Source organism: Azorhizobium sp. AG788, assembly GCF_943371865.1.
Classification (GTDB): Bacteria; Pseudomonadota; Alphaproteobacteria; order Rhizobiales; family Xanthobacteraceae; genus Azorhizobium.
The window spans coordinates 36,754-49,104 of sequence record NZ_CALRWL010000020.1 but is presented as its reverse complement, the minus strand read 5'-3'; the positions used below and the strand labels follow the sequence as shown (position 1 = coordinate 49,104).

General features: G+C 66.5%; 12 protein-coding genes and 1 pseudogene. 6 read left to right on the top strand and 7 right to left on the bottom strand.

Annotated features, from left to right (window positions below; genetic code table 11):
* Positions 1-13: 13 nt before the first annotated feature.
* The 5 genes from AAG816_RS13535 to yajC are packed head-to-tail and all read right to left on the bottom strand — an operon-like array spanning position 14 to position 4,397.
* Entirely contained in the window at positions 14-916 is a 903-nt protein-coding gene (locus AAG816_RS13535) for a phytoene/squalene synthase family protein (protein WP_341990171.1), read from the bottom strand.
* Positions 917-957: 41 nt separating this feature from the next.
* Positions 958-1,338 (bottom strand): Mth938-like domain-containing protein, encoded by a 381-nt coding sequence (locus AAG816_RS13530; RefSeq protein ID WP_341990170.1) that lies wholly within the window; start codon positions 1,336-1,338, stop codon positions 958-960.
* A gap of 10 nt (positions 1,339-1,348) precedes the next feature.
* Positions 1,349-2,398, bottom strand: coding sequence for a protein translocase subunit SecF (gene secF, locus AAG816_RS13525; protein WP_341990169.1), 1,050 nt, complete (start codon positions 2,396-2,398; stop codon positions 1,349-1,351).
* Positions 2,399-2,411: 13 nt separating this feature from the next.
* The gene (secD, locus tag AAG816_RS13520) at positions 2,412-4,019 is read right to left on the bottom strand and encodes a protein translocase subunit SecD (protein WP_341990168.1); all 1,608 of its coding nucleotides are present in this window, start codon (positions 4,017-4,019) and stop codon (positions 2,412-2,414) included.
* A 33-nt stretch (positions 4,020-4,052) separates the two neighbouring features.
* Positions 4,053-4,397, bottom strand: coding sequence for a preprotein translocase subunit YajC (yajC, locus tag AAG816_RS13515; protein ID WP_341990167.1), 345 nt, complete (start codon positions 4,395-4,397; stop codon positions 4,053-4,055).
* A gap of 309 nt (positions 4,398-4,706) precedes the next feature.
* On the opposite strand from yajC, the gene cobS reads away from it, so the two are divergent.
* The 4 genes from cobS to AAG816_RS13495 are packed head-to-tail and all read left to right on the top strand — an operon-like array spanning position 4,707 to position 7,423.
* On the top strand, positions 4,707-5,507 hold the full coding sequence (cobS, locus tag AAG816_RS13510) for an adenosylcobinamide-GDP ribazoletransferase (protein ID WP_341990166.1): 801 nt from the start codon (positions 4,707-4,709) through the stop codon (positions 5,505-5,507).
* A gap of 14 nt (positions 5,508-5,521) precedes the next feature.
* Positions 5,522-5,734 carry a DUF1289 domain-containing protein gene (locus AAG816_RS13505; RefSeq protein ID WP_341990165.1) on the top strand — a complete coding sequence of 71 codons (213 nt, stop codon included), beginning with the start codon at positions 5,522-5,524 and terminating at the stop codon, positions 5,732-5,734.
* Positions 5,735-5,738: 4 nt separating this feature from the next.
* Positions 5,739-6,461, top strand: coding sequence for a TIGR02281 family clan AA aspartic protease (locus AAG816_RS13500; RefSeq protein ID WP_341990164.1), 723 nt, complete (start codon positions 5,739-5,741; stop codon positions 6,459-6,461).
* A complete protein-coding gene (locus tag AAG816_RS13495) occupies positions 6,458-7,423 on the top strand; it encodes a cation transporter (protein WP_341990163.1) in 966 nt (321 codons plus the stop codon). The genes AAG816_RS13500 and AAG816_RS13495 overlap by 4 nt, the downstream gene beginning before the upstream one ends.
* Positions 7,424-7,520: 97 nt before the next feature.
* Here AAG816_RS13495 and AAG816_RS13490 read toward each other — a convergent pair whose 3' ends face one another.
* Together AAG816_RS13490 and AAG816_RS13485 are read right to left on the bottom strand one after the other, a co-directional pair.
* On the bottom strand, positions 7,521-8,357 hold the full coding sequence (locus AAG816_RS13490) for an aldo/keto reductase (RefSeq protein WP_341990162.1): 837 nt from the start codon (positions 8,355-8,357) through the stop codon (positions 7,521-7,523).
* 138 nt (positions 8,358-8,495) lie between these two features.
* On the bottom strand, positions 8,496-10,652 hold the full coding sequence (locus tag AAG816_RS13485) for a glycosyl hydrolase family 18 protein (RefSeq protein WP_341990161.1): 2,157 nt from the start codon (positions 10,650-10,652) through the stop codon (positions 8,496-8,498).
* Between the two features lie 586 nt (positions 10,653-11,238).
* Between AAG816_RS13485 and AAG816_RS13480 the strand changes: the two genes are divergently transcribed.
* Positions 11,239-12,153 carry a LysR family transcriptional regulator gene (locus tag AAG816_RS13480; RefSeq protein WP_341990160.1) on the top strand — a complete coding sequence of 305 codons (915 nt, stop codon included), beginning with the start codon at positions 11,239-11,241 and terminating at the stop codon, positions 12,151-12,153.
* A gap of 36 nt (positions 12,154-12,189) precedes the next feature.
* Positions 12,190-12,321, top strand: a pseudogene (locus tag AAG816_RS13475) (DUF4172 domain-containing protein); the annotation flags it as partial.
* Positions 12,322-12,351 lie beyond the last annotated feature (30 nt).

Sequence of the window (12,351 nt, the reverse complement as noted above, 5' to 3'; positions counted from 1 at the left end):
TCAGTCGCGCGTTTCAGGTGCGCGCGGACGCCCGCGCAGCCCGCCACAAGGTCCACTGCCGCCAGAGGGGCGAGAGGCCGGCGATTCGCTTGAAGGGATCCTTCGCCCGCGCCAGGGCGTGGAGATCGCCGGGCACCAGCGCCAGGGTCAGGAACGCCGGCGCCGCGTCACGGTCGACACCGGCGAGGGCCTCATGGGCCTGTTGCAGATGCCGGGTCGCTCGCTGTCTCAGGTCCGCCAGAACCGCCAAAACGCCGGCCGTCGCCTTGCGCGCGACCACCTCCTCGCGGCTGGCCCCGTGCCGCGCCAGAAGATCCGCTGGCAGAAAGCACTGCCCCCGCGCCGCATGCACCGGCAGCGCCCGCATCAGCCCCGTCAGCGCGATGGCCACCCCGCCATGGCCGCAGGCATCCGCCAGGGCCGGGCGCGGCCCGCCGGCGAGAATATGCGCCGAGAGCTGCAGCAAAGCCGATGCGGTTTCGCCCGCATAGCCCTCCAGATCGTTCAGGCTGGGCATGGCGTCGTCATAGAGATCGAACACCCGCGCCTCGACCATGTTGAGCAGCGCGCCGCGGGGCAAGGCCTTCTGCCGCAGCGTGTCCAGCAAGGCGCTGGCCACCGGGTGGCCGGTGACCTCGCCCCGGCCATGCCCTTCGATCAGTTCCCGCCACCATTGCAGGCGCACTTCGCCGGGCAATGCCTCACGCACCACCTCCCGCACGCGGGCGATTTCCACATTATAGGCATAGAGCGCCAGAAGGTGTGGCCGTGCCGCAGCCGGGGCGAACAGGGCCGCCAGGAAGCGGTCGCGATCCTGCGCCCGCACCAGTTCGGCACAATAGGCGTAATCGCTGGCCAGGGCCGGAATGGAGGCGGGGTCGCGCGGCGTGCCGAAATCGGGAGGAAGCGAGGACATGCGCGCTCAGGCCCTTTCCATGGGAGACGCGCAGAGCGCGATCACAAGGCGATCAACGCCGCGCCCACCAGCCGCCCCTCGGCCAGCAGGACGTTATAGGTAGCAGCCGCTGCCGCTGTCGGCATCAGCTCAAACCTCAGCCCCACCTGCCGCAGCGCCGCCTTCAGCGGTTCCGGCAGATGAGCGGGATCACGCCCCGTCCCGATGAACAGCAGCTCGAACGCCTTCGCCTCCGCCAGGATTGGCGCCAGCGCCGCCCGGTCGACCGCGGCAAAGGTCTCCACCCCCCAGGGGCGAATGCCGCTGGGCAGGGCGAGGATCGACCCAGTATGGGACATGCCATGGAAATGGAAGAACTGCGGCCCGTAGCCATCAATGGCCACCTGCCGCGGCAGGAAGGGGGCGCCCGAGGGATCGGTCACCGCCGTCCCCTCAGGCTTTCGCCGGTCGCGGACCGCCGGACCCCTTCTTGCCACGCCCGGCGCTGGTCCGGGCGGGCGTGGGTGGCGTCGGGGCGGGCGGCGCAAGAGCCGGCGTCTCTGCAACCGGCTCGTCGTCCACCTCCACCGCATCGGGAGGAAGCACCGTCGAACTGCGCAGGCCCAGATGGATCAGGATCGGCGCCGCCACGAAGATGGTGGAATAGGTGCCGATGATGACGCCCACCGCCATGGCCAGCGAGAAGCCGCGCAGGACTTCGCCGCCGAAGAAATACAGCGCCATGGTGGCCAGGAAGGTGGTCAGGGACACGATGATGGTCCGCGAGAAGGTCGCGTTCACCGACACGTCCAGCAGTTCCGGCAGCGGCATCTTCTTGTAGCGCCGCAGCATCTCGCGGATACGGTCGTAGACCACCACCGTATCGTTCAGCGAGTAGCCCATGATGGTCAGGATGGCGGCGATGGACGTCAGATCGAAATCCAGCCCCAGCACCGAATAGATCATCAAGGTGACGAAAATATCGTGCGCCGTGGTCACCAGCGCGCCGACGGCAAACTGCCATTCGAAGCGGAACCACAGATAGATCAGCACCACCACCGCACCCAGCACCAGGGCCAGGATCGACTGGCGCACCAGTTCGGAGGAGACGCTCGGCCCCACCGTCTCAACCCGGCGCACCGTATAATCGGCGCCGAGCGCGGTGCGGACCTTCTCAACGATCGCCTGTTGGGCGGCGTCATTCTCGCCGGTGCGACCGACGCGGATCATCACGTCGCGCGGGGATCCGAACTCCTGGATCTGCACATCGCCGAGATCGCTGTCGGTGAGTTGCTCACGCAGCGCACCGAGGTCGGCGGCGTTCTGCGCCGACTGCGCCTCGATGAGCGTGCCGCCGCGGAAGTCGATGCCGAGGTTGAACCCCACCGTGCCAAACATGAACACGGCGAACAAGGTCATGGCAGCGGAGAACGCGAACGACACGCGGCGCAGCCGCATGAAGCCGATGTGGGTCTGCGCCGGGATATAGTGAATCAGAGGCATGAGCGGCGCACTTTCAGATGGGCAGCTTGGCCGGGCGCTGCCACTTCACCCACCAGGCGATCATGAGGCGCGTCAAGGTGTAAGCGGTGAACACGGTGGTCAACAGGCCGAGGATGTAAGTGACGGCGAACCCGCGCACGGGGCCGGAGCCACCCAGCAGGAACAGGATCACGGCGGTGGCCAGCGAGGTGAGGTTGGCGTCGAGGATAGTGCCCAGCGCGAATGAGAACCCCTTGTCGATGGCGGCGATGGCCGAGCGGCCTTCGCGGGCTTCGTCGCGGATGCGCTCGAAGATCACGACGTTGGAGTCCACCGCCATGCCGATGGTCAGGACCACGCCAGCGATGCCCGGCAGCGTCAATGTGGCCCCCAGCAGCGACTGCAAGGCGAACATCAAGGTGATGTGAACCGCCAAGGCAATCAGGGCGAACATGCCGAACAGGCCGTAGACCGCCAGCATGAACACCGCCACCAGCACTGCGGCAACGACAGCAGCCACCTTTCCGGCGTGGATGGAATCCTGCCCCAGGCTGGGGCCGACGGTGCGCTCTTCCACCACCTTCAGCGGGGCCGGCAACGCGCCGGCGCGCAGCAGGATGGCCAGATCGTTGGCCTGCTGCACGGTGAAGGAGCCGGAGATCTGCCCCGAACCGCCGAGGATCGGCTCGCGGATCACCGGAGCGGAGATCACCTGGTTGTCGAGGACAATGGCGAACGGGCGACCCACCGCATCCTGGGTGGTGGCGGCAAACCGCCGGGCGCCATTGGCATTGAACCGGAAGCTGACGATGGGCTGGCGGGTGGTCTGTTCGAAGCCCGGCTGGGCATCCACCAGATCCTCACCGGACACACGCACCTGCTTTTCCACCAGATACGGCGCGCCGTCGGCGGATTGCAGCACTTCGGAATCCGACGGCGGCCGGCCTTCCAGCGCCTGCTGCGGCGACATGGACTGATCGACCATGCGGAACGACAGCTTGGCGGTCTGACCCAGGAGGGCCTTCAGCCGCTGCGGGTCCTGAAGCCCGGGCACCTGCACCAGAATGCGGTCCGCACCCTGCCGCTGGATGGTGGGCTCGGTGGTCCCGAGCTGATCGATGCGGCGACGGATGATCTCGATGGACTGGTCCACCGCCGAGCGGATGCGGGCATTGAGGCCCGCCTCGGTGAGGCTCACATTGATCTGGCCGTCGGCGGCGCTGGCGACCGTCATGTCGCTCTCGCCGGTGCTGCCGCCCAGAATCGAGTTGGTCAGGGGCGTCGCCAGCTTGCGCAGTTCGGTCAGCGCGTTCTGGGTGTCGTTGGGATCCCGCAACCGCAACTGCACCGTGGTGTCGCGAATGGTGAGGCCGGTGTAGCCGATTTTCTGCTCGCGCAGGACGCGGCGGATCTCGTCGCGCACCTGCTCCGTGCGCTCCTTCTTCAGGGCGGAGGCATCCACTTCCAGCAGGATGTGGGAGCCGCCCTGCAAGTCGAGGCCCAACGTCACCCGGCTGGAGGCCAGCCAAGTGGGCAGGACCTGCAAAACCGACGCCGGCAGCAGGTTGGGGACGGCGAACAGAATTCCGAGCGCGGTGATCACAAGGATCAGCGCCGTCTTTAGCCTGGAGAAGTGCAGCATCGTCGGTTTATCAGTTCTTACGGTTCACGGGCCTCAGGCGGCCGACTCGTCCTTGGCGGGCTCGCCCTTGGCCCGAACCGTCGAAATCTGCGAACGGAGCTGGCGCACCTTCACATTGTCGGCGATCTGAAGCTCGATCTCGGCATCATCCACCACGCGGGCCACTTTGCCCACCAGGCCGCCGGCGGTGACCACCACGTCACCGCGGCGCAGGGAGTTCACCATTTCGCGATGATCCTTGGCCCGCTTCTGCTGCGGACGCAGAATCAAGAAGTACATCACCACAAAGATCAGCACGAACGGCGCGAGCTGAATGAGCATGTCTGTCCCGCCACCGGCAGCCGAAGCGCCTTGAGCGAAAGCGGGCGATATGAACATTGTAGCCTCGTTTTTGTCTAAAGGAATGGGGCGGACCGGGCCAGCGTGGCGGTCCCTGCCGAAGCGGCGGGACTATACCGGCGAAGCGCACGAATGCAAACGCGCCGTGACGGGACCGGCGCCTCCCCTTGACCGGCCCGGCAAATCAGGTTCCCAAGGACGGGGGCACAGGCAGGGCTTGAAGATCCACCCTCACGGTGCCGGAAGGCCGTCGTCCGACCCAATCCGCGCTGTGGGCGTGCGCGCGCTCTGCGGGCGCAAGTCGAGACGCGGCAGCCATTCGGACGCCATCGGAGAGCAAAACGGCCCATGCGGCGACATCGGATTGTCCAGGACACCAGCGCGGCGCTGCGCTTCTATTCTCGTCTGCCGATCCCGGTGTCGGCGGATGACGCGGACCCGTTCGCCGCCCCGTCCCTGCGCCGCATCGCCTATGCGGTGCCAGTGGCCGGTGCGGTGATCGGGGCGATCGGTGGCGTGATTCTTCTGGTTGGGCACGCCCTCGCGCTTCCCCCCCTGGTGTCCGTGGCCCTCGCCGTGACGGCACTGGTGCTGGTGACCGGTGCGCTGCACGAAGATGGCCTCGCGGACACGGCCGATGGTTTCGGCGGCGGCGCCAGCCGGCTGCGGCGGCTGGAAATCATGCGCGACAGCCGGATCGGCACCTATGGCGCCTGCGCGCTGATGCTGTCCCTGCTGCTGCGTGTGGCCCTGCTGCAGGCGCTTCTTGTGAGTGCCGGAGCGGTGCGAACCGCGCTCGCCCTGGTGGCGGCGGCAGCCCTGTCCCGCGCTGCGGGTCTTCTCCTGCTTGAATTCCTGCCCCCTGCCCGCACCGATGGCGCGTCCGCCGCCGCCGGCCAGCCCGGACCCGATGCCGCCGGCAAGGCCGGCCTCATGGGCGCGTTGCTGGCCGCGGTGGCAGTGGTCCCGAGCCTCGGTGTGGCCGCAACCCTGGCGGGGCTGGGGGCAACGCTGGGGGGGCTGTTCGTCATGACCAGGCTCTCGCGCCGCATGATCGGCGGGCAGACCGGAGACGTGGCCGGTGCAACCCAGCAAGTCACGGAGATTGCCTTCCTGCTGGCGGTGCTTATGTTCGCGCGGGTCTCCTGATCCGGCCACACCCCATGCCCGAGAGCCCCGTGCCGATTCCCTCCCCCTGCATCAAGGTTTGTGTGGTCGATCCGATCAGCAGTCTGTGCATTGGTTGCGGCCGCTCGCTGCAGGAAATCGGCGGCTGGGTGGGCTTTTCGGCGCAGCGCCGGGACGCCGTGATGGCCGCGCTCCCAGAGCGCCTCGCCCGCCTTCGGGCACAGAACCCCGACGCCTTCGCGGACTGATTCCATGCGCAGCGACCGTTTTCTGTGGATGCTGCTGATCGGTGTGCTCGGGGCCGTGGTTGTTCTGGCGGTTCACCATGAGCAGGGCACAGTGGCGGGCATGGACCTGAACCAATTCGGCAGCCTCACCTACCAGGTGCCGCTGCTGATCCTGGTGGGCGCCATTGCGTGGTCCATCGTCCGCGGGCGGATCGGCGAGGCCCTCCTCGCCGCGCTGTTCTGGGTCCTGCTGGGAGCGGTGCTGGCGGTTGGCTACACCTATCGCGGGCCACTGATCCAAGTGGCGGAACGCGTGGTCGGGCAATTGATTCCCGGCTATGCTCTCAACCTGCCGGGGGCGGCGCTCACCGTGGAGGTGACGCGGGCCGCCGACGGAGACTTCGCCGTGCGCGTCGGCATCAATGAGGCCACCGTCCCCATGCTGCTGGATACCGGCGCCTCCTCGGTGGTGCTGACGCTGGAAGCCGCGCGCGCCGCCGGTTTGCCGGTGGACTTCCTGAAATACGACGTTCCCGTGGACACCGCCAATGGCCGCACCAGGGCCGCCGCCGTGGTGCTGGACCGGGTGACCGTCGGCGGGATCGTGGAGCGGCGCGTTCCGGCCCTGGTCGCCCCGGCGGGCATGTTGCGCACGCCACTCCTCGGCATGAGCTTCCTGTCGCGGCTGGAGAGCTTCGAAGTCCGCGGCGACCGGCTTCTGCTGCGCGGCCCCGGACCCGAGCGATGAGCCATCCCAGCGCCGACCTGCGCACGCCCAATGCCCAGGAGCGCCGGGAAGAGCGGGCGATCCTCATCGCCATCCTGCTGGACCTGAGCCTGGCAATCCCCTATGGCGCCGCGGCTTTGATCATCGGCTCGCTGTCCATGTTGTCGGACCTGCTGCGCGGCGTCCTGCTGCTGGTGGTGGCCATCGTCTCCCTGCACACGCTGCGACAGCTGCATCGCGGCCGCATCGCGGGCTATGAATACGGCATCGGCAAGCTGGAGCGCGGCATCGGGCTGGTGGTCGGCGTCCTGCTGGTGATGGCCGCCGCCTTCATCGCTTATCGCGCGCTGACCCAAGGGGGCGGTGAACCCAAGAGCGAGGTGTGGGCCACCGTGGCGATCCTCATGGTGATCTATAATTTCCTCGTCAATGCCGGCCCGATCCTGCCGCTATGGCGCGCCAATCGCACCGGCGGCTCGATGATCGTGCAGGCCCAGTTGCGCGCGCACATCGCCAAGGCTGTGGCCTCGTTTCCCGTGGTGGTCTGCGTCATCATTGATGCGGTTGCCCATGATCCGGTGGTGGCGCGCACCGCCGACAGCATCGGCGGCCTCGTGGGCGCGGCGTTCATGGCGGTGGTCGGGGTGTCCATGGTCCGCACCGCTTTGCCCGACCTGCTGGACCGGGCGTTGAGCGAGCCGGTGCAGCTGAAGGTCAACCGCACCCTGGCCGCCTTCTTCAATTCCTATGATGCGCTTCTGTCCATGCGCACACGGCGCTCCGGCAATGTCGCCCATGTGGAAATCACCGTCGGCTTCGATCCCACCCGCAGCATCGCGGACGTTTCGGACGTGCTGGCGCGGATGGAAGCCCACCTCAAGCAGGAGGTGCCGGACGTGGATGCGGTGCTGATCGCGCGCGCCTTGCCCGCGGAGGCTGCCGGGCAGCCCCAGGTTTCCGCTGAAGGCGTGCCCACCGCCTGAGCCGGCACCGGCTTGATGATCCCCCCGCCTTCGGCGGCTCCCGCGACGGGTGTCGTGGGAGCGGCCTTTTATCGGCGTCCGGATGTCGTCCGGCGTCTCAGAGCATTTCGAGGCTTTGCTTCCGGCGCGGGGGTGGAAACGCCACGTCGATTGCCGCCAGATCCTCCGCATCGAGCACGATATCGCGCGCCGCCGCATTGGCGATGACATGCGCCTTGGTCGATGCCTTCGGAATGGCGATGACATCCGGCCGGCGCATCACCCAGGCCAGGGCCACCTGATAGGGGTCCACCCCGTGCTTGTCGGCCACCTTGGCCAGGGCGCCGTTCCGCGGCAAGCGGCCCTGCTCGATCGGGCTGTAAGCCATGAAGGGCAGCCCCAGCTTGGACTGGAACGGCATCAGATCGAATTCCACGCCGCGGCGGCTGACATTGTAGAGGATCTGATTGACCGCACACTCGGTGCCGCCGGCATCGATCATCTCTTCCAGATAATCCGTGTCGATATTGCTGACGCCCCAGCGGCGGATCTTTCCGGCCCGCTGGAGCGCCTCGAAGCCGGCGATGGTCTGGTTGATGGGGTGATCGCCCATCCAATGCAGCAGGTAGAGGTCGAGATGATCGGTCTTCAGGCGCTTGAGAGACCGCTCGCAGGCCTCCTGCACGCCCTTGAGGCTGGCATTGTGCGGATAGACCTTGCTGACCAGGAACACCTTCTCGCGCCAGCCGTCGGACAGCGCCTCGCCGACCATCTCCTCGCAACTGCCGTCGCCATACATCTCGGCGGTATCGATCAAGGTGAGCCCGCGCTCGATCCCCTCCCGCAGGGTCTCGATTTCCTCGCGGCGCCGCTCGCTCTGTTCACCCAGTAGCCAAGTGCCTTGTCCCAGGGCGGGCACGGCTTCGCCGCCGTGCAGGGTTACCGTTTTTGCCATTGCCTACGCCTCCCATGTCATTGGCGGAACCTTGGAGCGCTGCGATGTTTCGCAGGGCGCGCCCGTGTTTCGCCTCACCAACCGCGCCCCAGGGGCGGCATGCCCCAGGGCGCAGTCGGTGACTGGTGCAGCCGGCCTTCAGATATGCCCGAAGATCTGGCTGAATTCGTACTCCATCTGGGCAATGCCGCTGCTGGTGGGCGACACATAGCCAATGGAACTGGCATTGTCCCGGCCCACCGACCAGATGGACAGGCCCGCTATATCCTCGTTGCCCTGCGCGTAATCCAGCAGCTGGTGCGCATCTTCCAGCGTGAAAACTTCGCTCTGCACGTCATTGATGCCGATCATCACCGTGACGCCCAGCTTCGCATCAAGCCCGAGCACCTTCAACTGAGCAAGAGTCGCCTGTGCCGCCGAGATGGCGTCATCGCCCATGTCGCCCGTATCCGCATAGGCCCCGTAGTCCATCGCCATGATGTTCACCACGTCCACATGAACGCCATCGGCGATCGCCTGCTTCAGGATGTTGAGGCCGTCATGGGTCAGGCCATCGGTGAGCACCGGCAAGGTGAAGGAAATCTCCAGGTCCGGATTGGCCGCGTCCAGAGCCACCAGGGCCTGGTCGCGCAGATGATTGGCCGCGGTGTTGGGCAGGGCCGAGCCTTCGATATCGAAGTCGAGCTTGTTCACATGATAGGTGTCGATGACCGACTGATACGCCTGGGTCAGGGTTGTGGCATCGCTGAAGGTCAACGCCGCTTCCTGGCCATTGGCACCGCCGAACGAGATGGTGATGTCCCCACCAATGGCCTGGAGCGCAGCCACCTGGTCGTGGATCGTGCTGCCATTGGACAAGGTGTCATTGGCGATGGTCCCAGTGCCGCCCCAGCCGATGGTGTCGTGGCCGGAGCTGAGCACGAAGGCCAACGTGAAGTCGGTCACGCCGGAGGCGCGGGCCACGGCCATGAGATCCTGGCTCGTGGTCAGCGACATGTCGATGTAGGGCGAATAGGTCTGATCCGTATGCACGCTTCCAGCGGGATCGGTGGTGACGGTGATCGGATGCGCCTGCGGCGATGCCCCCGCCTCGTCAACCGCAACCACCGTGAAGGCGTAGCTGGTGGCTGCCCCGAGCCCCGCCACCTTGAAATAGGTGTCGGACGTGGTGGCGATCAGCACCCCATTCTCATAGATCTGATAGCTGGAAACGGTGCCGGCGCCATTCACGCTGGCCGCATCCCAGATCAGCACCGCGGATGTGTCGGTGACGTTGGTGGCGAACAGATCCTCTGGCGCGCTGGGCACCACCGGCGTCGAATCCAGATAGCCCACAAAGCTCCAGACATTGCCGCTGCCCACGGCGCCGCTATGGCTGGCGGGATCCGTGCCCTGGGTCCACCAATTGGCCTCATAGACCGATCCGCCCACGGCGGCGAGGTCGCCGGCCACGTAGACGGTCCCGGCACTCCAGGCCTGGGCATAGGCGGCCTCGCCGGTGCCGCTGCCGGTGCTGCCGCCCGTCGAACCGCCCGTACTCCCTCCTGAACTGCCGCCGGTGCTGCCACCGCTAGACCCACCGCTATCCCCGCCCGTGCTTCCACCGCTCCCCGTGCCCGTGCCGGTGCCGGTGCCGGTGCCGGTGCCGGCGGAAAGCGCGCTGGTCCACTCGGCCAGCGCGCCGACGTCCTTGGCGGAAATGTTGGCGAGGGTCAGATCCGCCAGCGCGACGCCGGCCAGGGTGTAGGTCTGGTGATTGGTGGGAATGGAGACCACCACCGACCCGTTCACTTCGCTGATGGTGAAATTGTCGGCGGAGAACCAGCCGAAATCCAGCGTGTCACGCCCCGGCTCGAATTGGAGGATGGTGTCCGTTCCCCAGGCCCAGTTGATGGTCGTCACGGTGGCCGCGCCGTCCCCGGCCCCGGTTCCGCCGGTGGTGCCACCGGAGGCGCCGCCCGTACCGCTGCCCGACCCGCTGCCGGACTCGCCCCCCGTCTGCCCGGTGCCGCTGCCGGGGTCCGATGGGAGTGCACTCAAAGCCGTCGTCCACTCGCTCAGGGCGGACGAATCCTTGGCGGCGATGTTGGCCAGCGACAGCGCCGACAGGCTGACGCCAGCGAGCGTATAGGTCTGATTGTTCGAGGGAATGGAGATCACAACGGAGCCGTTGACCTCGGTGATCACAAACTGCTCTGCCTGGAACCAGCCGAAGTCCAAAATATCGACCGCAGGATCGAACGCAATCACCGCATTCGCACCCCAGGCCCAATTGATCGTTGTGGTCTTAGCCATCATTCACCTTTGCATGGTTTGACCATCGGCCTCGGTTCAAACACGGAAACCGATGAAGAGACGTTAGCTTTGGCGAGAGCACCCGGAAAGATGCAGAACCCTTAAGCCGATAGAATTCAGTTCCGATATGGAACAGACCGGTTTGTCCCAATACACATCGGGGTGACATATCTTTCGCGGGTCGTCATCGTTTGGAGAAATTGACTTTTATTGGCGATGCTGCCGTCCATTTACTGCATTGCACCTAACCACCGGCTGCGGAAATGGCGAGCCGGCGGTGCATGCCACGCGCCCCCGCAGGTGGCGAGGATGCGCCACAGGCGGTATCTGATGCAGTGCGAAAGGTGCCGTCCAATGCAATCTTGCTAATCGTCCATAGGCGCAGTGCATGCTGTGCTGCGGCGACCAGGATCTCTGCCGATGCGATTGCGCCAGAGTGGATCATTTTGCGGCGCGGCAGGACCGAACGCCGTGTGGCGAGGAGGACATGGCAGTGGCAAGTGACGCGGCAGCAAGCCACGCGACAGCAAGCCACGCGAGTGGTTGCGACGCCTTGACCAGCGGGCCGGAAAGCCGATGAAGCGTCATGATTGAGTTGAAGCGCCTGCGCCAGATTATCGTGGTGTCCGAAACCGGCAGCTTCGCCCAGGCTGCAAAGCTCCTGAACCTGTCGCAGCCGGCCCTGAGCCGCAGCGTGCAGGAGCTGGAGCGCCAGCTGGGTGCGCCCCTCTTCGACCGCGGCAACCGGCAGGTCCGCCTCACCGAGATCGGCGCCCTGGTTGTCCACGACGGGCAGGACATCCTGCGCCGCGCCACGGCGCTGGAGCGGGCGATCCAGGACAAGCGCGGCGCCCAGGCCGGCACCATCGTGTTCGGGTCCGGCCTCTATTCCAACATGAAGCTCATGCCGGCGGCGGTGTCAGCCTTTGCGGCGGACCATCCCAGGGTCCAGCTCAATTTCATCTCCGGCGGGTGGCGGGACTGCCGCGATCTTCTCGACCGCGGCGTCATGGACCTGTTCATCGGCGAGCAGATCGAGCCGGACGATGACCACCGCTTCAGCCAGCGTGCGCTGAAGCAGCGCCAAGGCGCGATCGTGGTGCGCAAGGATCACCCTTTGTGCGGCCTTGAGGCCTGCACGGTCGACGCGGTCGCGCGCTATCCCTTCGCGGGCGCCCGGCTGCCGGAGCGCATCCATGGCCGGTTTCCACCCCACTCGAACCTCGGCACCATGGACCCCCGCCGCCCCCTTCTGGTGCCGCATTTCGAGGCCTATTCGTGGGACGCGGTCGCCGCCATCGTCCGGGAGACCGATGCCTTCGCCTTCGGCAGTCGCGACATGGTCGCGCTGGAGGCCGCAAGTCTCGTGTGCCTTGACCTGGACCTGCCATGGCTCACTTATGAAGGGGGCGTGGTGTGGTGCACCGGGCGCGCCCTGTCTCCGCTCGCGGCGACATTTCGCGATCTGGTTGTCGCGTTGGACGAACAGGGTCGCAGCTGACATCCAAGTCCGCTGCGGACTTCGTGAGGGGCCGGCGGCTTCACGGGCGGCCCGAGCGCGGAGAACGACCGCGCGATTACCGGCACCTCACGCCCCACTGCCACGCGCGACCTGCACGATCTGGTCGAGAAAGGTGCCCTAACGCGGACTGGGGAGCGCCGCCACAGCATTCCCCATGTCTATTCCTGCATCCGCTGG

Excerpts from the sequence above, each read along its gene's own strand:
- AAG816_RS13535 (WP_341990171.1), bottom strand. The coding sequence starts at position 916 with ATGTCCTCGCTTCCTCCCGATTTCGGCACGCCGCGCGACCCCGCCTCC.
- secF (WP_341990169.1), bottom strand. The coding sequence starts at position 2,398 with ATGCCTCTGATTCACTATATCCCGGCGCAGACCCACATCGGCTTCATG.
- AAG816_RS13495 (WP_341990163.1), top strand. The coding sequence starts at position 6,458 with ATGAGCCATCCCAGCGCCGACCTGCGCACGCCCAATGCCCAGGAGCGC.
- yajC (WP_341990167.1), bottom strand. The coding sequence starts at position 4,397 with ATGTTCATATCGCCCGCTTTCGCTCAAGGCGCTTCGGCTGCCGGTGGC.
- secD (WP_341990168.1), bottom strand. The coding sequence starts at position 4,019 with ATGCTGCACTTCTCCAGGCTAAAGACGGCGCTGATCCTTGTGATCACC.
- AAG816_RS13485 (WP_341990161.1), bottom strand. The coding sequence starts at position 10,652 with ATGGCTAAGACCACAACGATCAATTGGGCCTGGGGTGCGAATGCGGTG.
- cobS (WP_341990166.1), top strand. The coding sequence starts at position 4,707 with ATGCGGCGACATCGGATTGTCCAGGACACCAGCGCGGCGCTGCGCTTC.
- AAG816_RS13500 (WP_341990164.1), top strand. The coding sequence starts at position 5,739 with ATGCGCAGCGACCGTTTTCTGTGGATGCTGCTGATCGGTGTGCTCGGG.
- AAG816_RS13480 (WP_341990160.1), top strand. The coding sequence starts at position 11,239 with ATGATTGAGTTGAAGCGCCTGCGCCAGATTATCGTGGTGTCCGAAACC.
- AAG816_RS13490 (WP_341990162.1), bottom strand. The coding sequence starts at position 8,357 with ATGGCAAAAACGGTAACCCTGCACGGCGGCGAAGCCGTGCCCGCCCTG.
- AAG816_RS13505 (WP_341990165.1), top strand. The coding sequence starts at position 5,522 with ATGCCCGAGAGCCCCGTGCCGATTCCCTCCCCCTGCATCAAGGTTTGT.